Source organism: Acidisoma sp. C75 (genome assembly GCF_054665095.1).
The window spans coordinates 267,041-286,030 of record NZ_BAAFHD010000004.1 but is presented as its reverse complement, the minus strand read 5'-3'; the positions used below and the strand labels follow the sequence as shown (position 1 = coordinate 286,030).

Sequence of the window (18,990 nt, the reverse complement as noted above, 5' to 3'; positions counted from 1 at the left end):
GGCCCGTGTTGATCTCAGGCTTGTCTTTCATAGGGCGCGGGCCCGCCTGCGCGCGGCCCTCCGCCCCTCGGTCACAGGCTCGCGGTAATTCCCCCATCGACATAGAGGATGTGGCCGTTGACGAAGCTCGATGCGTCTGAGGCGAGGAAGATCGCCGCACCCGCCAATTCCTCGACCGAGCCCCAGCGGCCGGCCGGGGTTCGGCCTTCGAGCCAGGCGCTGAACTCCGGATTATCGACGAGCGCCTGGTTCAGTTCGGTCTTGAAATAGCCGGGGCCGAGGCCGTTCACCTGCAGGCCGAACTTGCCCCAGTCGATCGCCATGCCTTTGGTAAGCATCTTCACCGCGCCCTTGGTCGCCGCATAGGGGGCGATGCCGGGGCGGCCGAGTTCGCTTTGCACCGAGCAGATATTGATGATCTTGCCGCGCCCGCGCGGGATCATATGGCGCGCCACCGCCTGGCCGACGAAGAAGACGCTATCGATATTGACGGTGGTGATCCGCTCCCAGGCATCGAGCGGGAAATCCTGCAACGGCGTGCGGTGCTGCATGCCGGCATTGTTGAAGAGGATGTCGATCGGCCCGATCTCGCGCTCGATCTCGGCGACCCCCTCGGCCACTGCCTGCGGGCGGGTGACATCGAAGGCCTTGGCGTGAACCTGCCGGCCGGGCCTCGCGAGCGCCGCCCGCGCCTTTTCCAGCGCCGCCGCATCCCGCCCGTTGAGCACGATCGTGGCACCCGCCTCGGCCAGCGCAGCGGCGATCGCATGGCCGATGCCTTTGCTGGAGCCGGTGATGAGCGCGATCCGCCCGGAGAGATCGAAAAGCCGCACCGCATTCCCCCAAAGATCTGGCTGCCCCATCGGATGCAGGGCTTAGCGCATGATGTTAGCGATAACGGTTAGCCTGTCAAGAAATCTCAGCGAGCGGAGCGATGAGAAGCGGGCGGAGCCGCTTCTCTGGACCAGGGCCCATCAATGCTTCATCAGCACCGGCAGATCGGCCTCGCGCAGGATTTGGCGCGTGGCGCCGCCCAGCAGCAACTCCCGCCAGCGCGCATGGGTGAAGGCCCCCATGACGAGGAGATCGGCTCCAGCGGCGTGCGCTTCCTGCAGCAACGCCGCGCCGATCGGCCGCGTGCCGGGCGCGAATCGTCGCATGCTGATCGGCACGCCGGCGGCACGGAGCGGCGCCAGGAGCGCGCCGGGCGGCTCCCCGCCAGGCGGCTCCGCCGTCCCGGCTCCCTCCTCCCCGGTCAGCACAACCACTTGCTCGGCCTTGCAGAGAAGCGGCATGGCAGCAGTAACGGCGCGTTCCGCCGCCGCGCTCGGCTTCCAGGCGATCGCAATGACGCGGCCGACCGGCCCGGCCGCACCTTTTGGCACGAAGAGGCTGGGCAGCCGCGATTCGAACAAAGCAACCGCCATCGCCTGCCGGGCATCGCGCTCGGCGCCCGGCGCATGGCCGACGACGATCGTCGCGCCGCCCTCGGTGGCCTCCGCCACCAGCGGCTCCGTCTCGCCGAGCCGCTCGGCCCATTCACCGCTGCCGCCCGCGCCGATCCACCGATCATAGACCGCGCGGATCGCCGCGATGCGCGCCGTCTCCGCCGCGGCACGGGCCACGAGGTCGGCATCGCTCGCCACCTCCTCTGTCGGCATAATGCCTTCGGTCGAGGGATGGCGAATGACAAGCGCCCGCAGCCGGGAGAGGCCGAGCCGCCCCGCCACCTGCCCGGCGACATCGAGCACGGACGCCGCCGTTTCCGGGCGATCCAGAAGAGCGAGCAGAAGCTCGGGCATGGGCATCCTCGTCCAAAGCGGGCTGGAGCGGAGCCCTGGGCGCTGACCCGCCCGGCGATCCGCTCGCGCTTGTTGTTCTCTCGCCTGAGGATGACACGGATCGGCCGAGGGCGCGACGGCGCGCTTTACTTGCCCGCGCCGCGCCCGGCGATATAGGGCCAGATCAGCGCGAGATCGGCGGCGCCGAGCCGCCCGGCGGCGGTGTTCGCCTGATGCCAGTAGGGGTATTGCAAGGGCGGCCGGCTGACCGCTTCGAGCCGCGCGACCTCCTCCGCCTCCAGGGAAAGCCCGACCGCGCGGAGATTCGCGGCAAGCTGCTCCTCCGTCCGCGCGCCGATGACGAGCGAGGTGATGCCCGGCCGCGTCAGGCTCCAGGCGAGGGCCACTTCGGCGGCGGAGACGCCGCGCGCGGCGGCGATCTCCACCAGCACCTCGATGATGTCGTAGAGCTTCGCCTCGTCATAGACCGGCGGCTCGCCCCATTCCTGCAAATGCCGCGTGCCCTGCGGCTGCGGCTGGCCGCGGCGGTACTTGCCCGAGAGCAGACCGCCGGCAAGCGGGCTCCAGACCAGGATGCCGAGCCCCTGATCGATGCTGATCGGCACCAGCTCGTTTTCCGCCTCCCGCGCCTGCAGCGAGTAATAGATCTGCTGGCTGATGAGCGGCACCCGCCCCTCCCGCCGCGCGATCTCCATCGCCTTCATGAGGTGCCAGCCGGAGAAGTTGGAGGCGCCGACGTAGCGCACCTTGCCGCTGCGCACGAGGCTGTCGAGCGCTTCCATCGTCTCTTCGAGCGGCGTGATGCCATCCCATTCATGCAGCTGATAGAGGTCGATATGATCGGTGCGCAGCCGCCGGAGGCTCGCTTCGCATTCGGCGATGAGGTGGTGGCGGGAAAGCCCCTCGTCGTTCGGCCCGCCGCCCATCGGAAAGCGCGCCTTGGTGGCGACCAGCAGGCGGTGCCGCCGGCCTTCCAGCGCCTCACCGAGGATCTCTTCCGAACGCCCGGTCGAATAGACATTCGCCGTATCGATGATGTTCACCCCGGCATCGAGGCAGAGATCGAGTTGCCGGCGCGCGCCGGCGAGATCAGTCGCGCCGGTTTTCGCGAAGGCGCCGCTGCCGCCGATCGTCATGGTGCCGAAGGTCAGCACCGAAATCTTGAGGCCGGACCGGCCTAGCACGCGATACTGCACTGCACCCTCCCTGGTGTCTGTCTTTCTCTCTGTCACTTCGTCACGGCGTCTTGCAGCCCTGCGGCCGCGCCCTGCGCGGGGCGAGGCTAGGCGGTTTTCGGTAGCGCTACCAGGGCCGCCCTGCCCTTCGGGCCGCGCCCATCAGCGGTGCAGCAAGACACCGAGCAAGGTAGCGACAACTTCCTATAATCTCCAACAATGGACCGTGAGCCGCTCTCAATCCCGCGAGACCAGCCCCTGCGCGTCGTCGGCGACGTGCATGGCGATCTCGCTGCCTTCTCCTACGCCGCCGAGACGGATCGTTTCCTCATCCAGCTCGGCGATCTCGTCGATTACGGCCCCGATAGCGCAGGCGTGCTGCGGGTGATGTTCCGGCTGATCGACGAAGGCCGCGGCCTCTTCCTGCTCGGCAACCACGATCTGAAGCTCGCGCGCTTCCTGCTCGGCCAGAAGGTGCGCAGCAATGCGGAGCTTGCCGCCACCGCCCGGCAGATGGATGCGGCGCTGCGCCTGCGCTTCATCGCCGAGGTCAGCCGCGCGCCGCTTTGGCTGCGCAGCGGCCGGCGGCTCTTCGTCCATGCCGGTTTCCATACCGATATGCTGGCCGGCCCCTCCCAGCCGATGGAGATCGGCCGCGCGCTCGGCATCCATGCCCGCGCGCTGTTCGGCGAACCGACCGGCCAGATCCGCGAGGACGGCTTCCCCGAGCGCACCCTCCGCTGGGTCTCGCGCATCCCGCCGGGGCTCACGGTCTATGTCGGGCATGATCCGCGGAGCACCGATGGTCGCCCGCTCACCCAATGGGCGCGTGGCGGCGGGCGGGCGATCTTCCTCGATACCGGCGCCGGCAAGGGCGGGCATCTCTCCTGGATCGATCTCCAGACGGAGGAGAGCGAGGCGACCGCCTCAGTTTGACCGGCGGCCAGAGAGGCGCTTGCGGGCCTTGAAGGCCGCCACCATGCGCGCCGTCTCCTCCGCGCTCGGCATCTGCCCGGCAGGCTTGGCGGGCGGCTTCGGATAGGCGCGGCTCCGCCCCGCGCCGGCAGGCCCGGCGCCCTTGGGTTCGGGTTTCGCCCGGCCGCTCCGTGCCGGCGCCCGCGGCGGATCGCCGCCTAGGAGGTTGGGCGGAATTTCACCGATGAAGCGCGAGGGCTTGCTCCGCCACTGGCGCCGCCGCTCCACCCAGGAGAGGTGCAGGCTGAGCCGGGCCCGCGTGAGCCCGACATAGAAGAGCCGTCGCTCCTCGGCGAGCGAGCCCTCCGCCTCGGCGCGGCGATTGGGAAACAGCCCCTCTTCGAGCCCGGCCATGAAGACATGATCGAATTCCAGGCCCTTGGCGCGATGCAGCGTCATCACCGGCACGCTATCGGGGCCCTCTGGCTCGGTATCGAGCGCGCCGAATTCGGCCGCTTCGGCGAAATCGGCGGGGCCGCCCAGGCGGTCCGCGCGGGCGAGCAGCGTCGCCCAGGCGCGGCGCAGCGGCGCGGCCTCCTCGAGCGCGCGGGCGAGCCCGCTTTCTTCGGCGGCGATCCGCAGCCCGGCGCTCGCCCGCATCCCGGGAGCCGCAAGCTTGCCCGCGATGCGCCGGGCGAGGCCGAGCACGGTTTCGAACCCGGCGCGCTCCTCCGCGCTCAGCGGCGCGGTGGGGAGGGCCTCGGCCAGCGGCAGCCCGGCATCGGACGCGAAGGCCCGCAGGCGGGCGAAAGCCTGGCCCGAGATCGCCCGCTTGGGCAAGGCGGAAGCGCGGCGGAAGGCATCGTCCGCGGCCGCATCCCAGGCTTCCGCCCCATCCTGCCGCCGACGCCGGCTGAGGGCGAGGCGCAGCCAGGCGATCACGCCCTGGATCTCGCGCGGCATCTCCACCTCACGCTCGCTCACCAGCTGGGCGGGGATCTTGGCCTCGCGCAGGGCTTCGAGGATCGGCTCGGCGACGAAGCCCGCCCGCACCAGCACCGCGCATTCCCGTAAAGCGAGATCGGGCGTGGCGCGGCGCAGCCGGGCGATCCAGGAGAGGACGGCGCGGCCCTCATCCTCCGCGCTCTCGACCCCGCGGAGCGCGATCACCGCGCCGGCGGAATGCGTGGGGTCGGCAACCGCCAGGGTTTTGCGCAGCGCCTCCGGATCCTGCGCCGCGATGGCATTGGCCGCGGCCAGAATGGTGCGGGTGGAGCGGTAGTTCGTCTCCAGCCGGATCGGGTTGCCGGCGGCGGGGAAATCCTTGGCGAAGCGGCGGATATGGGTCACTTCGGCGCCCCGCCAGCCATAGATCGCCTGGGCGTCGTCGCCCACCGCGAAGACCCGTGGCTGGCGCCCGGCCAAGAGCCGCAGCAGCCGGTGCTGGGCGGCATTGGTGTCCTGGTATTCGTCCACCAGAATCTCGCTCCAGCGGCCCGACCAGCGGGCGGCCAGCGCCGGGTCGGCCGCCATCGCCTCGGCCGGCAGAATCAGCAGGTCGTCGAAATCGACCGCACGCTGGCGGCGCAACTCGGCCGTATACTCCGCGCGAAGGCCGATCGCCTGGCGCAGCAGCTCCGCCTCGAAGCGCGCGAAGGCAGGACTGCGCGGCGGGGCCGCCCCCGGCTGCACCGCGTAGTTGCGCAAGAGCGAGACCGCTTCGAAAACCTGGGCGAGTTCCTTCGGATCGCGGATGCCGGCAATCTGCCCCATCAGCGCGCGGGCGCGGGCGGCATCGAGAATGGCGAAGCCGCGCGGCAGGTTGGGCAGCGCGCCGGCATCCTCCATCAGCAGCCGCGCCATGCAGGCGTGGAAGGTGCCCACCCAGTGCGGCGCCTGGCCGCCGAGGCGGCTCCCGATCCGCGCCCGCATCTCCGCCGCCGCGCGATTGGTGAAGGTGATGCAGAGCAGCCGCTCTGGCCGCTCGCCGCGGGTCAGCACGAGGTCGATCACGCGGCGAGAGAGCGTCTCCGTCTTGCCGGAGCCGGCGCCGGCGAGCACGAGTTGCGGGGCGGGCGCCAGCACCGCCGCGCGCTGCGCCGGGTTCAAGCCCTCGAGATGATCGGACATGCGGCCGGCGTAGCATGGGAAGCGCCTGATTCGTCAGGGGCAGCGCGCCGCCATCTGCGCGGCCCAGGGCGGCGGCGGCCGGGCAGGAAGCCCGAGCAGCGGCGCCAGGCCTTGGGCGACGCGGATCGAATGCAGCGCCTGGCATTCGCTGACGAGATGGTCCTGGCTGTCGAAAAAATCCTGCCGCGGATAGCGCCCATCCCCGGCGAGGACGAGAAAATCGCCGCCATAGAGGCGCTGGAGCAGCGGCGGCAGACGCGCCCCGGGCGGCGCATCGGCGAATTCCGTCGGCCAGCCGCCGATCACCCGCACGCCATGCGCCGAGGCCCAGGCGCGGAAGGCCTCGACCTCCCGCGTGCCGTAGCCTTGGGCGATAGCCACGGCGGCAGGGTCCGCCCGATGCAGGCTGGCGAGGAAGGCGCGATTGCCGGCGGCGGCCGCGAGATCATGGCCGATGGCATCGCCCCACCGATCGGTCTCGGCGAAGGCCGGGTGCGCGAGCGCGGGGCTGAGGCCGGCGGCCGCCATCTCCATCAGGCTCGCGATCGCGTCTGCTGCCGTGCCGGAGAAGAAGGCCGCCGCCATGCGCCGCGCGCCGAGGGCGGGCAGCAGCCCGCGCTCATGCCGCCACAGGATGGCATTGTCCGGCCCTGCCTCGGCCGCCGCCCGGCCGATCGCATATTGGCCGAGTTCGAGCGGCATATAGACCACGTCGCCCGCATGCAGCAGCGGCTTCCAGAGAGCAAACTGGTAATCGAGCCCGAGGCCCACCGCGATGCCGCCATTGACGCAAGCGCGCCCGAGCATCGGACCGATGACGGCGCAGGAATGCGAGAAGAGGGCGTTGGAACCGGCGAAGATAAGCAGCTTCGGGCTCGGCATGGCGGCCGCCGCAGCCCGCTTCTCGCTGAAGGCGCGGCGGAGCGGCCCGAGGTCGAGCGGCCGGCCGAGCACGAGGGCGAAGGCCGCCGCATGCAGCAGGAGTGCCGCCAGCAGGATGAGGCCGAGCCGCGCCAGGCGCCGCATCCCTCAGAACCGGAAATAGAGGAAAGGTTGTGCGGCGCCGCCGAAGAGCAGTGCCTGCGCCACGAAGCCGCCCGAGGCGAGAATGCCCGCCGCCCGCAGGCGCGGCGAGGCTTCATGCACATGCGGCAGAGCGAGCACGATGAGCCAGCCGAGCGCCAGGAAGGCCACGGCTTCCGGCAGGCTCAGCGTGCGCGCATCCCCGAGCGCCGCGAGCACCGGCACCGGCCGCGCGATGAGACCGAGCGGCGGCCAGAGGGCGATGAGCCGGCTCGGCAAGGCCAGGCCATTGATGTCGGCGAGGCCGCGCAGCATGGCCCCCGCCGCCGCCATATCCGGCGCCCGGAACGGCACCCAGGCGAGCAGCACGGCGAGCAGCGTCAGCCCCTGCGCCACCGGGCGCGGCAGGCGCGCCCAGCGGGGTGCGCGCCGATCCCAGATCTCATGCAGGATGAGATAGAGGCCATGCAGCCCGCCCCAGAGCAGGAAGCGCCAGGCAGCCCCATGCCAGAGCCCGCCGAGCAGCATGGTGAGCATGAGGTTAAGCCGCCGCCGGCTCTCCCCATGCCGGTTGCCGCCGAGCGGGATATAGAGGAAATCACGCAGGAAGCGACTGAGTGTGATGTTCCACCGCCGCCAGAAATCCCGTATGGTCAACGCCTTATAGGGGCTATTGAAGTTCAGCGGGAAGCGGATGCCAAAAAGCCGGGCAAGCCCGATCGCGATATCGGAATAGCCCGCGAAGTCGAAATAGATCTGCAAGCCGAAGGCGAGAAGCGCCACCCAGGCTTCGAGCAGGGTGAGCGGCACGCCGGCGCCAGCCGCCGCGAAGCCGCGATTGGCGAGCGGCGCGAAACCATCCGCCAGCACCAGCTTCTTGGCGAGGCCAAGGAGGATGAGGGTGAGACCCTCGGCGAGGTCATCCGCCAGGATGCCGCGGCGATGCGCGGCCGCGGCGAACTGGGGCATGATCTCGGCCGGGCGCACCAGCGGCCCGGCCAGCAGATGCCCAAAGAAGGCGATGCAGTTGGCGTAGGCCAGAAAGGAACCGCGCGGAGCGGCAGTTTTACATTCGGAAAGGTACATAATCTGCTGGAATGTAAAGAAACTGATGCCGAGCGGCAGGGTGAGCCCGGGATCGGGCAGGCGGAGGCTCGCCGCGATCAGACCGCCATATTTGAAGAGGCCGAGCACGGCGAGATTGCCGATAATGGCCGCCGCATACCAGCCGCGCCGGCGCACCCGCGCGGCCAGCCGATCATTGGCGAGGATGGAGAGGATCAGCAGCGGCAGGTCGGCAAGGTTTCCCGCGGCATAGAAGCCGAGGCTCATCACCAGCAGAAAGGCGAGGGCGAGCTGCGCGCTGCACCGCGCCAGGAGATGAAAGCCGAGCCAGGCCGCCGGCAGGAAGGCAAAGAGGAAGAGGGGGGTAGCGAAGAGCATGGGCCGGCAGCATGCACGCAAGCCATTCGTTACGTAAACGAATTATTACTGCCGCATTCGTTTTGTCATCCTTCGCGCCGGTGCTATAGCGCCTCGGCATCGCGCCGCGCCGGTCGGTGATGCCTTCCCAGACGGAGCCGACGTGACCGAAGACCCGAGCCCCAACCCCGCCCTGCTGCCGGCCGGCCTGCGCGATCTGCTGCCGCCGGAGGCCGAGATCGAGGCGCAGTCCATCGAGGCGATGATGGCGGTCTTCGCGAGCCACGGCTATCAGCGCGTCCGCCCGCCGCTGGTGGAATTCGAGCAGAGCCTGCTCGCCGGCTCCGGCGCGGCCGTGGCCGAGCAGACCTTCCGCCTGATGGACCCGGACAGCCAGCGCATGCTGGGGCTGCGGGCCGATACCACGCCGCAGGTCGCCCGCATCGCGGCGACCCGGCTGGCCGCCGCCCCCCGCCCGCTCCGCCTCTCCTACGCCGAGACCTGCCTGCGCGTGCGCGGCCACCAGTTGGCGCCGGAACGGCAGATCACCCAGGCGGGGATCGAGATCATCGGTTCCGACGCGCCGGAGGCGGATGCCGAAATCATCCTCGCCGGCGCCGAAGCGCTGGCCGCCCTCGGCCTCACCACCGTGAGCTTCGACCTTTCGATGCCGAGCATGGCGACGATCCTGCTGGATGGCGCGGGCCTGCAGGCCGAGCATCGCGCGGCACTCGCCCATGCGCTGGATAGGAAGGACGCCGCCGCCGTCTCCCGCCTCGGCGGGCGCATCGCCGCGGTGCTGACGCGCCTGCTGCTCGCTGCCGGCGAAGCGGGGCCAGCGCTTGCCGCGCTCGCCGATGTCGCGCTGCCCGCCGCGGCGCGCGCGCTCGCCGATCGGCTGGCCGCCGTCGTCGCCGCCATCGGCGCTCGGGCGCCGGAGCTTCGCCTCACCATCGATCCGCTCGAATTCCGCGGCTTCCGCTACCATACCGGGCCTTGCGTCACCGTCTATGCGCTTGGCCACCAGCAGGAGTTGGGGCGCGGCGGGCGCTATGTGAGCGGGGAGATGGAGCCGGCGACCGGCCTCACGCTCTTTCCCGATGCGATCCTCGGCGCCGCGCACCCTCCCCAGCTAAGGCCGCGGCTTTACCTGCCGCCCGGCGCCGACCCCGCCGCGGGCGCGCGCGCGCGCGCGGCGGGCTATGCGACGATCGCCGCCCTCGGCGAAGCTACCGTCGGCAGCACGGCGGAAGGCGAAGCCCGTCGCCTCGGCTGCAGCCATATCCTGCGGAACGGCGCTGCCGTGCCGCTCACCTAAGACGCCTGTGCGGAGTAAGCGTTCATGACCAATGTCGCGATCATCGGTGCCCAATGGGGCGATGAGGGCAAGGGCAAGGTCGTCGATTGGCTGGCGAGCCGCGCCGATATCGTCGTCCGCTTCCAGGGCGGGCACAATGCCGGCCATACGCTCGTCGTCGGCGATCAGACGTACAAGCTCTCGCTCCTCCCGAGCGGGCTCGTGCGCGGCAAGCTCGGCATCATCGGCAACGGCGTCGTCGTCGATCCCGAGGCGCTGCTCACCGAAATCGCCCGTCTGCAATCCCAGGGGCTGACGATCACGCCCGAGACGCTGCGCATCGCCGAGAACGTACCGCTGATCCTGCCGCTGCACGGCGCGCTGGATCGCGCGCGCGAGGCGGCGCGCGGCGAGCACAAGATCGGCACCACCGGGCGCGGGATCGGCCCGGCCTATGAGGACAAGGTGGCGCGCCGCGCCATCCGCCTCTGCGATCTTGCCGAGCCCGAGACGCTTTCCCACAAGCTCGACGAGTTGCTGCTGCACCACAACACGCTGCTCACCGGCCTCGGCGCCGAGCCTTTCGAGAAGCAGGCGCTGCTCGACAGGCTACTGGAACTCGCGCCCAAGCTGCTGCCCTATGCCGAGCCGGTTTGGGATCTGCTGGATGAGGCGCGCCGCGCCGGCCGGCGCATCCTGTTCGAAGGCGCGCAGGCCGTCATGCTCGATGTCGATCACGGCACCTATCCCTTCGTGACCTCCAGCAATACGGTCGCGGCGACGGCAGCCTCGGGCGCCGGCGTCGGCCCCTGGGCGGTCGGCACCGTGCTCGGCATCGCCAAGGCCTATACCACGCGCGTCGGCTCCGGCCCTTTCCCGACCGAGCTTTTCGACGAGACCGGCAAGACCTTGGGCGAGCGGGGGCATGAATTCGGCACCGTCACCGGCCGGCCGCGCCGCTGCGGCTGGTTCGATGCCGCCCTCGTCCGCCAGGCGGTGAAGGTCGGCGGCATCCAGGGCCTTGCGCTGACCAAGCTCGACGTGCTGGACGGTTTTGCCGAACTCAAGATCGGCATCGGCTACGAGATCGCAGGGCGGAGCTATCGCTACCTGCCGGCGGCGATGGCGGCGCAAGCGGCCGCGGCACCGATCTACGAGACGCTGGAGGGCTGGTCGGATTCGACGCGCGGCGCCCGCTCCTACGCCGATCTGCCGGCCCAGGCGATCAAATATATCCGGCGGATCGAAGAGCTGGTGGAATGCCCGGTGACACTCCTCTCCACGAGCCCGGAGCGGGACGACACCATCCTGATGAAAGACCCCTTCGAGGGGTGACCACTCTATCGGCGGGGCCTTGCCTGGTAGGCAGGTAGGCCCTGTTACCGCTGCGCGCTTTCGCGATCAGGGCGGCGGGCTCCATCGCGGCCGCACCGCGGATTATGAGCGGGGCGCAATGCGCGCTCCACCGATCAACAGGAAAAGGGCGGATAGCTCGCGCCATCCGCCCCCTTCGATCACAAGGCTCTTACCCTGCCCGAAGGCAGGGGCCACGCAAGCTCAGCCCTGGCGGGCCTTCATGCGCGGGTTCTTCTTGTTGATGACATAGACGCGGCCACGGCGGCGCACAACGCGGCAGTTCTTGTCGCGCGTCTTGGCGGAACGGAGGGAGTTACGCACCTTCATTGGTCAGGCCCGATCTTGGCAAGCCGGAAACCGCCAGGCGGCCCGGGCTGGAGTTGCTATAAAATGAGCAAGACCGGTCACCCGGCCCTGTCGTGCTGGGGCTGAATAAGGAGGCCGCGCGCCGCTGTCAATCAATCGGCGCCGATTCTCTCGCGCCCCTCCTCTGCGAAGCCCTTGCCCTCTGCCCTAGGCCCCAGCCTGCGGCCAAGGCGCGCGCGCCCCACCCTCCCCCGCGCTTCCCGCGCCGCCTCGCGGCCAGCCGGGCCGCCCACGGCTTACAGAGCGTGATCGGCCCGCGCGGCGCCGCTTCTTGCCGCAGAGCGGCAAACATGCCACTCCACCGCCCGAACCTTCACTCCCTGGGGATCAAGGCGGGATCGAGATGCGACTGTTGGTAACAGGTGGCTGCGGCTTCATCGGATCGGCGGTCGTGCGCCATATCATCCGGGCGACGGAGCATTCCGTCGTCAATGTCGATGTCATGACCTATGCGGCCTCCGAGGATGCGCTGGAGGAGGCCCGCACATCCAACCGGCACGAGCTGATCCGTGCCGATATCGCCGATGCGGCTGCCATGCGGGAGATCTTCGCCACCCATCAGCCCGATGCGGTGATGCACCTCGCGGCGGAAAGCCATGTCGATCGCTCGATCGACGGGCCGGGTGATTTCATGCGCACCAATATCATGGGCACCTTCTCGCTGCTCGAAGCGGCGCGCGGCTATTACGGCACGCTCTCCGGCGCGCGGAAGGATGCCTTCCGCTTCCATCACATCTCGACCGACGAGGTGTTCGGCGCGCTGGAAGAAAACGACCCGCCCTTCTGCGAAACCACGCCCTACGATCCGCGCAGCCCCTATTCCTCGTCCAAGGCGGCATCGGACCATCTGGTGCGCGCCTGGTACCACACCTACGGCCTGCCCGCCCTCGTCTCCAACACCACCAATAATTACGGCATCTGGCATTTCCCCGAGAAGCTGATCCCGCTCGTCATCCTCAACGCCCTCGAAGGCAAGCCGCTGCCGGTCTATGGCGACGGTTCCAACAAGCGGGACTGGCTCTTCGTCGAAGATCATGCCGAGGCGCTGGTCAAGGTGGTGGAGCAGGGCCGCCCGGGCGAGACCTATTGCATCGGCGCCCGCCAGCCGCGCAGCAACCTCGAGGTCGTGCATGCGATCTGCGCCGAACTCGACCGCCGCCTGCCGGACCCCGCAGGCCCGCGCTCCCGGCTCATCACCTTCGTGACCGACCGGCCCGGGCATGATTTCCGCTATGAGATCGACCCTTCGCGGGCCGAGGCCGCGCTCGGCTGGAAGGCCGCGCATGATTTCGAGCGCGGGCTTGCCCGCACGGTGGACTGGTATCTGAATCATCGAGACTGGTGGGAGAAGATCCGCGCCGGCAAATACCAGGGCCAGCGCCTCGGCACCGCCGCCTGATCCGCCAGCCCACCCGCCGCATTCCCGCTTTTTCCTGATCCGACCGACGCGACCCCCGAGAGAGAACGAGACCCCATGAAAGGTATTCTGCTGGCCGGCGGCTCCGGCACCCGGCTGCATCCGATGACCTTGGCCGCCTCCAAGCAGCTTCTGCCGGTCTATGACAAGCCGATGGTCTATTATCCGCTGACGACGCTGATGCTGGCGGATATCCGGGACATCATGCTGATCTCGACGCCCTCCGACCTGCCGCAGTTCAAGCGCCTGCTGGGCGATGGCTCGCGCTTCGGGGTGAAGTTCACCTATGCCGAGCAGCCGAGCCCGGACGGCATCGCGCAAGCCTTCCTGATCGCCCGCGAATGGCTGGCGGGCGAGGCCTGCGCGCTCGCGCTTGGCGATAATCTCGTCCATGGCGAGCATCTCTCGGTCCTGCTGCGCGCGGCTTCGGCCCGGCCGGAAGGGGCGACCGTCTTCGCCTATCAGGTGCGCGATCCCGAGCGGTACGGCGTGGTCTCCTTCGACGAGGCCGGCCATGCCCTCGAAATCGTCGAAAAGCCGGCGGTGCCGAAATCCAACTGGGCGGTCACGGGGCTCTATTTCTACGACAAGCGGGTGACGAAGTTCGCCGAGGCGATCAAGCCCTCGCCGCGCGGCGAACTTGAGATCACCGATCTCAACAAGCTCTACCTCGAAGAGGGTTCGCTGCATGTGGAGCGGCTGGGGCGGGGGGCGGCCTGGCTCGATGCCGGCACGCCGGACAGCCTCATGCAGGCGGCGACCTTCGTGCAGACCATCCAGTCCCGCCAGGGAATGCTGGTCGGCAGCCCCGAGGAAGTCGCCTTCCGGCGCGGCTTCATCACCGCCGATGAGCTGCGCGAACAGGCCAAAAAGCTCGGCAAGACCGATCTCGGCCGTGTGCTTGCCGAACTCGCCGACGGCCATCACTGAGCCCGCATAGAGGGAGACGCCGCGATGAAGGTCGAAACGCTCGCCATCCCCGAGGTCAAGCTCATCACCCCGCCGCGCTTCGGCGACAGCCGCGGGTTCTTTTCCGAGACCTATAACGAGCGCAAGCTGCGCGAGGCGGCGGGCATCACGGATGCCTTCGTGCAGGATAACCACAGCCTTTCGGTGGAACGCGGGGTCATTCGCGGCCTGCACTGCCAGCTCGCCCCCTCGATCCAGGGCAAGCTCGTGCGCTGCGTGCGCGGCGCGATCTGGGATGTGGCGGTTGATGCCCGTGTCGGCTCGCCGACCTTCGGCAAATGGGTCGCGGCCGAGCTTTCGGCGGAGAATTGGCAGCAGCTCTGGGTGCCGGGCGGCTTCGTGCATGCCTTCTGCACCCTCGAAGCCAATACCGAGGTCATGTACAAGGTGACGGCGGAATACGACAAGGCAGCCGAGGCCGGGGTGATCTGGAACGATCCGGATATCGGGCTGCCCTGGCCGATCGCGCCGGAAGAGGCGATCCTCTCGGATAAGGACAAGCTGCTGCCGCGCCTGCGCGATGCCGGCACGCTCTTCACCTACCAGGGCCCGGGCGCATGACGATCGGACCCATCCTCGTCACCGGCGGGTCCGGCCAGGTCGCCCAGGCGCTTGCCCGCCTCGCGCCCCAGCGGGATATGGAGGTCGTGGTCTTCGGGCGGCCGGCTCTCGATTTCGACAAGCCCGAAAGCCTGGAAGCCGCCTTCGCGGCCAGGGATTGGGCCTATGTCATCAATGCCGCCGCCTATACCGCGGTGGATGCTGCGGAAGCCGACGAGCCGGCCGCACGGCGCGCCAATTGCGAGGGCCCGGCCCTCCTCGCCCGACTCTGCGCCGGCCGGGGCATCCCCTTCATCCATATCTCGACCGATTATGTCTTCGCGGGCGACAAGGGCGTGCCCTACGTCGAAACCGATCCCACCAACCCGACCGGCGCCTATGGCCGTACCAAGCGGGATGGCGAAGAGGCGGTGCTGGCCGCGGGCGGCCGCGCCATCATCCTCCGCACCGCCTGGGTCTATGCCGATACCGGCAAGAACTTCGTTAAGACCATGCTGGCGGCGGGGGCGAAGCTGCCGAAGCTTCGCGTCGTCGCCGACCAGAAGGGCAGCCCGACCGCGGCGGAGGATTTGGCGGCTGCCATCCTCACCATCATCGGGCTTATCGCGCGCGATGGCTGGAAGCCCGCCTATGGCGGCATCTTCCATGCAACCGGCGCGGGCGAGACCACCTGGCATGGGCTGGCGACCGCGACTTTCGACGAAGCGCGCCGCCATGGCGGCCCCTCGCCCGAGGTCGAGCCCATCGCGACTACGGATTGGCCGACGCCGGCGAAGCGCCCGGCCGATTCGCGCCTCGATACGACGAAGTTGCGCGAGACCTTCGGGGTTGAACTGCCGGCCTGGCACGAGAGCCTGGCGCGGACGGTTGACCGTCTGCTCGCTCCCAAGGGCTGAAGCGGCATGGCGGCCTCCGCCGGGCCGGCGGCCGGCTGCGCCATCCTGCTCTCGACCTATAATGGCGCGCGCTTCCTGCCCGCCCTGCTCGAAAGCCTGCTCGCGCAGACGCATCCTGAATGGGTGCTGCTCTGGCGGGATGACGGCTCACGCGATGACACGGTGCCGCTGCTCACCGCCTGGGGCGCGGCCCACCCCGGCCGCCTCCGCCCGCTCGGCGCGCCTGCCGGCAATCTCGGCGTCGTCGGCAGTTTCATGGCCCTGCTGCGCGCCGCGGAGAGCGAAGGCTTCGCCTATGCCGCCTTCGCGGATCAGGATGATGTCTGGCTGCCGGAAAAGCTCGGCTGGGCCTGGGCGGCGCTGCACGCCGCGGCGGCGGAACGGCCCGCCCTCTACTGCGCCCGCCAGAGGTTGGTGGACGAAGGGCTGAACCCGATCGGGCTTTCGGCCTCGCTCGCCGGGCCCGCGGGGTTTCCCGCCTGCCTCACGCAGAATATCGCCACCGGCAATACCGTGGCCCTCAACCAGGCCGCCCTCCGCCTCGTGGCGCAAAGCCGGCCGCCGCGCGAAAGCTGGCATGACTGGTGGTGCTATCTCATGGTCGCCGCTGCCGGCGGGGCGATCCTGAGGGATGAGCGGCCGGTCATCCTGTACCGCCAGCACGGCGGGAATGTCGTCGGCGCCCCGGGCTCGGCGCTCCGCCGCGCGGTCGCCGCGCTGCGGCGAGGCCCAAAAGAATTTATGTCAATCTTCAGGAAGAATGTCGCGGCCCTGGCAGAAAGCGGCGCGGCCTTCCCGCCCGAGCACCGCCGCGTGCTTCTCGCGATCCAGCAGGCCCTCGGCAAGCCCTGGTTTCTTCGCTTTTCTGCCCTGCGCATTCCCGGTTTCGTCCGCAACTCAACGCTCCATACGGCGCTTTTCCGCCTGTGGTTTCTGATCGGATGATGACAGTTCTGCAATCCGGGCAGCGCTGCTCCGCATGAATTGCGAGGGGCCGCGCGGCCGCGCCCTGCTTGCCGCACCGCAGCACTTGCGTTAGGCACGGATCGTCTCGCGGCCGAGACCCTTGTTCCGAGGGTTCGGCCGTTTCCGCGCGCTTCCCGTGCTTTCCCGAGGAAGGACAATCATGGCCCGGAACAGCATCCGCGATCCCGGCGCAAGCCGGCTTGCCGGACGAGGCGAGCCCCGCATCGCGGCGCGCGGCCTGCCCGGCGTTCTGCCGGGGGCTGGGCTTTATCTGTCCCCTAAGACATGGATGCTAAGCTTCTCCCCCTTGTGGGCCGGGCCTGCGCAGAGAGAGACCGCTGCTTCCTCGCCTCGCCTGCGGGCCGACGATGCGGCAGCACAACCACTGGTGGAGATCCGGGCGCGGCAGGCTATCGGGGCGGGCCTGCGCCCATCCCCCCTGGCGCGGCGCGACCTGATCGAAACATCCAAGCAACTGATGGGCTGAACCTCATGAACATCCATGAATACCAGGCCAAAGAGCTTCTCAAGGCGGCCGGCGTCGCGGTGCTCGAAGGCCATGTGGCCTGGACGCCGGATGAGGCGGCGGCGGCTGCCGAGAAGCTTCCTGGCCCGATCTATGTCGTCAAGTCGCAGATCCATGCCGGTGGCCGCGGCGCCGGCCGCTTCGCCGACGATCCGAACGGCAAGGGCGGCGTGCGGCTCGCCAAATCCGCCGAGGAAGTGCGGGCGGCGGCGGCGGCCATGCTCGGCCATACGCTGGTGACGAAGCAGACCGGCCCCGCCGGCAAGACCGTGCATCGCGTCTATGTCGAAGCCGGGTGCGATATCGAGCGCGAGCTCTACCTCTCCCTGCTCGTCGATCGCGCGACCTCGCGCATCGTGATCATGGCCTCAACCGAGGGCGGCATGGAGATCGAGGAGGTTGCCGAGCACAGCCCTGAGAAGATCCTGCGCACCGCGATCGACCCGGCGACGGGGGTTTCGCCCTTCCATGCCCGTGGCCTCGCCTTCGGCCTCGGCCTCACCGGCAAGCAGGTCGGTGCCTTCACCAAATTCGTGCTCGCGATGTACAAGGCCTTCGTCGAGCTTGATTGCGCGATCGTCGAGATCAACCCGCTCGTCGTCACCAAGGGCGGCGATGTCGTGGCGCTCGATGCCAAGGTGAGCTTCGACGACAACGCCCTCTTCCGCCATCCCGAGCTCGAAGAGCTGCGCGACGAGGCCGAGGAAGACCCGAAGGAGCTGGAAGCGAACAAGCACAGCCTCTCCTACGTGGCGCTCGACGGCACGATCGGCTGCATGGTGAACGGCGCGGGCCTCGCCATGGCGACCATGGACATCATCAAGCTCTATGGCGGGGAGCCGGCGAACTTCCTCGATGTCGGCGGTGGTGCCACCAAGGAGCGCGTGACGGCGGCCTTCAAGATCATCCTCTCCGATCCGAATGTCGAAGGCATCCTGGTCAATATCTTCGGCGGGATCATGCGCTGCGACGTGATCGCCGAAGGCGTGATCGCGGCGGCGCGGGAGGTTTCGCTGACGGTTCCGCTCGTCGTGCGGCTCGAAGGCACCAACGTCGCCCTCGGCAAGGACATCATGGCCAAGTCCGGCCTGCCCATCATCGCCGCCGACAATCTTGCGGATGCCGCCGAAAAGGTGGTCCGCGCCGTTAAGGAAGCCGCATAACATGGCCATCCTCGTCGATAGCAATACGCGCGTCATCACCCAGGGCTTTACCGGCGCCCAGGGGACATTCCATTCCGAACAGGCGATCGCCTACGGCACCAAGGTCGTCGGTGGCGTGACGCCGGGCAAGGGCGGCAGTGTCCACATCGATCTGCCGGTGTTCGACACGGTGCGCGAAGCGCGCGAGAAGACCGGCGCGACCGCGAGCGCCATCTACGTGCCGCCGCCGTTTGCGGCCGATTCAATCCTCGAAGCGATCGACGCCGAGATGCCGCTCATCGTCTGCATCACCGAGGGCATTCCGGTGCTGGACATGATCAAGGTCCGCCGCGCGCTCGAAGGCTCGAAGTCGATCCTCGTCGGGCCGAACTGCCCGGGCGTCATCACCCCGGATGCCTGCAAGATCGGCATCATGCCCGGCCATATTCACCGCCGCGGCAAGATCGGCATCGTCAGCCGCTCCGGCACGCTGACCTATGAGGCGGTAGCGCAGACGACGGCTGCGGGCCTCGGCCAGAGCACCTGTGTGGGCATCGGCGGCGATCCGGTGAAGGGGCTCGACTTCCAGGACGTGATCGAGATGTTCCTGGCCGATGACGAGACCGAGGCGCTCATCATGATCGGTGAGATCGGCGGCCAGAGCGAGATCGTCGCGGCCGATTTCATCAAGCAGAGCGGCACCAAGAAGCCGGTGGTCGGCTTCATCGCGGGGGCGACCGCTCCGCCGGGCCGCCGCATGGGCCATGCCGGCGCCGTGATCTCGGGCGGGCGCGATACCGCTGCCGCCAAGACGGAAGCGATGCGCGCGGCCGGCATCCATGTCGCGGATAGCCCGGCCTCGCTCGGCAGCACCATGGTCAAGGCACTGCGCGGCTAAGGCGAGGCGCAGTCATTCGGGGCGGCGGCTCGGCGGCGGAGCCGCCCGCTCCGGAAAATATGGGCTCGTGCTGAACAAATGCCCCGGTCTGCGAAATAAGGTCGGATCAGGGCATTTCCATGCACAAGA

General features: G+C 69.0%; 18 protein-coding genes. 11 read left to right on the top strand and 7 right to left on the bottom strand.

Translation table 11 applies throughout. The features are described 5' to 3' along the window. Positions 1 to 71: 71 nt before the first annotated feature. The 3 genes from ACYQ7X_RS07505 to ACYQ7X_RS07495 all read right to left on the bottom strand — a co-directional run bounded on the left by ACYQ7X_RS07505 (position 72) and on the right by ACYQ7X_RS07495 (position 2,998). A complete protein-coding gene (locus ACYQ7X_RS07505; protein WP_459696309.1) occupies positions 72 to 863 on the bottom strand; it encodes an SDR family oxidoreductase in 792 nt (263 codons plus the stop codon). A 111-nt stretch (positions 864 to 974) separates the two neighbouring features. After that, entirely contained in the window at positions 975 to 1,802 is an 828-nt protein-coding gene (locus ACYQ7X_RS07500; RefSeq protein WP_459696308.1) for a universal stress protein, read from the bottom strand. 125 nt (positions 1,803 to 1,927) lie between these two features. Beyond that, complete coding sequence (locus ACYQ7X_RS07495) at positions 1,928 to 2,998, bottom strand: aldo/keto reductase (RefSeq protein WP_459696307.1); 1,071 nt, start codon at positions 2,996 to 2,998, stop codon at positions 1,928 to 1,930. Positions 2,999 to 3,196: 198 nt separating this feature from the next. Between ACYQ7X_RS07495 and ACYQ7X_RS07490 the strand changes: the two genes are divergently transcribed. Beyond that, the gene (locus ACYQ7X_RS07490; protein ID WP_459696306.1) at positions 3,197 to 3,913 is read left to right on the top strand and encodes a metallophosphoesterase; all 717 of its coding nucleotides are present in this window, start codon (positions 3,197 to 3,199) and stop codon (positions 3,911 to 3,913) included. Here ACYQ7X_RS07490 and ACYQ7X_RS07485 read toward each other — a convergent pair. The 3 genes from ACYQ7X_RS07485 to ACYQ7X_RS07475 are packed head-to-tail and all read right to left on the bottom strand — an operon-like array spanning position 3,905 to position 8,488. Beyond that, positions 3,905 to 6,022, bottom strand: coding sequence for an ATP-dependent helicase (locus ACYQ7X_RS07485; RefSeq protein WP_459696305.1), 2,118 nt, complete (start codon positions 6,020 to 6,022; stop codon positions 3,905 to 3,907). The genes ACYQ7X_RS07490 and ACYQ7X_RS07485 overlap by 9 nt on opposite strands. 33 nt (positions 6,023 to 6,055) lie before the next feature. Beyond that, complete coding sequence (locus tag ACYQ7X_RS07480) at positions 6,056 to 7,048, bottom strand: hypothetical protein (protein WP_459696304.1); 993 nt, start codon at positions 7,046 to 7,048, stop codon at positions 6,056 to 6,058. A 3-nt stretch (positions 7,049 to 7,051) separates the two neighbouring features. Beyond that, a complete protein-coding gene (locus ACYQ7X_RS07475; RefSeq protein ID WP_459696303.1) occupies positions 7,052 to 8,488 on the bottom strand; it encodes an MBOAT family O-acyltransferase in 1,437 nt (478 codons plus the stop codon). A gap of 142 nt (positions 8,489 to 8,630) precedes the next feature. Here ACYQ7X_RS07475 and ACYQ7X_RS07470 point away from each other — a divergent pair, with 142 nt between their 5' ends. After that, positions 8,631 to 9,785 (top strand): ATP phosphoribosyltransferase regulatory subunit, encoded by a 1,155-nt coding sequence (locus ACYQ7X_RS07470; protein WP_459696302.1) that lies wholly within the window; start codon positions 8,631 to 8,633, stop codon positions 9,783 to 9,785. A 24-nt stretch (positions 9,786 to 9,809) separates the two neighbouring features. Then, complete coding sequence (locus ACYQ7X_RS07465) at positions 9,810 to 11,099, top strand: adenylosuccinate synthase (RefSeq protein WP_459696301.1); 1,290 nt, start codon at positions 9,810 to 9,812, stop codon at positions 11,097 to 11,099. Positions 11,100 to 11,321: 222 nt separating this feature from the next. Here ACYQ7X_RS07465 and ykgO read toward each other — a convergent pair whose 3' ends face one another. After that, positions 11,322 to 11,447, bottom strand: a complete 126-nt coding sequence (gene ykgO / locus ACYQ7X_RS07460; protein ID WP_227306753.1) for a type B 50S ribosomal protein L36 — start codon at positions 11,445 to 11,447, stop codon at positions 11,322 to 11,324. Between the two features lie 382 nt (positions 11,448 to 11,829). On the opposite strand from ykgO, the gene rfbB reads away from it, so the two are divergent. The 8 genes from rfbB to sucD all read left to right on the top strand — a co-directional run bounded on the left by rfbB (position 11,830) and on the right by sucD (position 18,861). Beyond that, positions 11,830 to 12,885, top strand: a complete 1,056-nt coding sequence (rfbB, locus tag ACYQ7X_RS07455) for a dTDP-glucose 4,6-dehydratase (RefSeq protein WP_459696299.1) — start codon at positions 11,830 to 11,832, stop codon at positions 12,883 to 12,885. Positions 12,886 to 12,960: 75 nt separating this feature from the next. After that, positions 12,961 to 13,833, top strand: coding sequence for a glucose-1-phosphate thymidylyltransferase RfbA (gene rfbA, locus ACYQ7X_RS07450; RefSeq protein WP_459696298.1), 873 nt, complete (start codon positions 12,961 to 12,963; stop codon positions 13,831 to 13,833). Between the two features lie 24 nt (positions 13,834 to 13,857). Continuing rightward, positions 13,858 to 14,433, top strand: a complete 576-nt coding sequence (gene rfbC / locus ACYQ7X_RS07445; protein ID WP_459696296.1) for a dTDP-4-dehydrorhamnose 3,5-epimerase — start codon at positions 13,858 to 13,860, stop codon at positions 14,431 to 14,433. Next, a complete protein-coding gene (gene rfbD, locus ACYQ7X_RS07440; protein ID WP_459696294.1) occupies positions 14,430 to 15,329 on the top strand; it encodes a dTDP-4-dehydrorhamnose reductase in 900 nt (299 codons plus the stop codon). The genes rfbC and rfbD overlap by 4 nt, the downstream gene beginning before the upstream one ends. Positions 15,330 to 15,335: 6 nt before the next feature. Further along, on the top strand, positions 15,336 to 16,274 hold the full coding sequence (locus ACYQ7X_RS07435; RefSeq protein ID WP_459696292.1) for a glycosyltransferase family 2 protein: 939 nt from the start codon (positions 15,336 to 15,338) through the stop codon (positions 16,272 to 16,274). Between the two features lie 181 nt (positions 16,275 to 16,455). Then, a complete protein-coding gene (locus ACYQ7X_RS07430; RefSeq protein WP_459696290.1) occupies positions 16,456 to 16,782 on the top strand; it encodes a hypothetical protein in 327 nt (108 codons plus the stop codon). Between the two features lie 5 nt (positions 16,783 to 16,787). Continuing rightward, on the top strand, positions 16,788 to 17,984 hold the full coding sequence (gene sucC, locus ACYQ7X_RS07425) for an ADP-forming succinate--CoA ligase subunit beta (RefSeq protein WP_459696288.1): 1,197 nt from the start codon (positions 16,788 to 16,790) through the stop codon (positions 17,982 to 17,984). A gap of 1 nt (position 17,985) precedes the next feature. After that, positions 17,986 to 18,861, top strand: coding sequence for a succinate--CoA ligase subunit alpha (gene sucD, locus ACYQ7X_RS07420; protein WP_459696287.1), 876 nt, complete (start codon positions 17,986 to 17,988; stop codon positions 18,859 to 18,861). The last annotated feature ends 129 nt before the right edge of the window (positions 18,862 to 18,990 follow it).

Excerpts from the sequence above, each read along its gene's own strand:
- ACYQ7X_RS07505 (WP_459696309.1), bottom strand. The coding sequence starts at position 863 with ATGGGGCAGCCAGATCTTTGGGGGAATGCGGTGCGGCTTTTCGATCTC.
- ACYQ7X_RS07500 (WP_459696308.1), bottom strand. The coding sequence starts at position 1,802 with ATGCCCGAGCTTCTGCTCGCTCTTCTGGATCGCCCGGAAACGGCGGCG.
- ACYQ7X_RS07490 (WP_459696306.1), top strand. The coding sequence starts at position 3,197 with ATGGACCGTGAGCCGCTCTCAATCCCGCGAGACCAGCCCCTGCGCGTC.
- ACYQ7X_RS07485 (WP_459696305.1), bottom strand. The coding sequence starts at position 6,022 with ATGTCCGATCATCTCGAGGGCTTGAACCCGGCGCAGCGCGCGGCGGTG.
- ACYQ7X_RS07480 (WP_459696304.1), bottom strand. The coding sequence starts at position 7,048 with ATGCGGCGCCTGGCGCGGCTCGGCCTCATCCTGCTGGCGGCACTCCTG.
- ACYQ7X_RS07475 (WP_459696303.1), bottom strand. The coding sequence starts at position 8,488 with ATGCTCTTCGCTACCCCCCTCTTCCTCTTTGCCTTCCTGCCGGCGGCC.
- ACYQ7X_RS07465 (WP_459696301.1), top strand. The coding sequence starts at position 9,810 with ATGACCAATGTCGCGATCATCGGTGCCCAATGGGGCGATGAGGGCAAG.
- ykgO (WP_227306753.1), bottom strand. The coding sequence starts at position 11,447 with ATGAAGGTGCGTAACTCCCTCCGTTCCGCCAAGACGCGCGACAAGAAC.
- rfbB (WP_459696299.1), top strand. The coding sequence starts at position 11,830 with ATGCGACTGTTGGTAACAGGTGGCTGCGGCTTCATCGGATCGGCGGTC.
- rfbA (WP_459696298.1), top strand. The coding sequence starts at position 12,961 with ATGAAAGGTATTCTGCTGGCCGGCGGCTCCGGCACCCGGCTGCATCCG.
- rfbC (WP_459696296.1), top strand. The coding sequence starts at position 13,858 with ATGAAGGTCGAAACGCTCGCCATCCCCGAGGTCAAGCTCATCACCCCG.
- rfbD (WP_459696294.1), top strand. The coding sequence starts at position 14,430 with ATGACGATCGGACCCATCCTCGTCACCGGCGGGTCCGGCCAGGTCGCC.
- ACYQ7X_RS07435 (WP_459696292.1), top strand. The coding sequence starts at position 15,336 with ATGGCGGCCTCCGCCGGGCCGGCGGCCGGCTGCGCCATCCTGCTCTCG.
- ACYQ7X_RS07430 (WP_459696290.1), top strand. The coding sequence starts at position 16,456 with ATGGCCCGGAACAGCATCCGCGATCCCGGCGCAAGCCGGCTTGCCGGA.
- sucC (WP_459696288.1), top strand. The coding sequence starts at position 16,788 with ATGAACATCCATGAATACCAGGCCAAAGAGCTTCTCAAGGCGGCCGGC.
- sucD (WP_459696287.1), top strand. The coding sequence starts at position 17,986 with ATGGCCATCCTCGTCGATAGCAATACGCGCGTCATCACCCAGGGCTTT.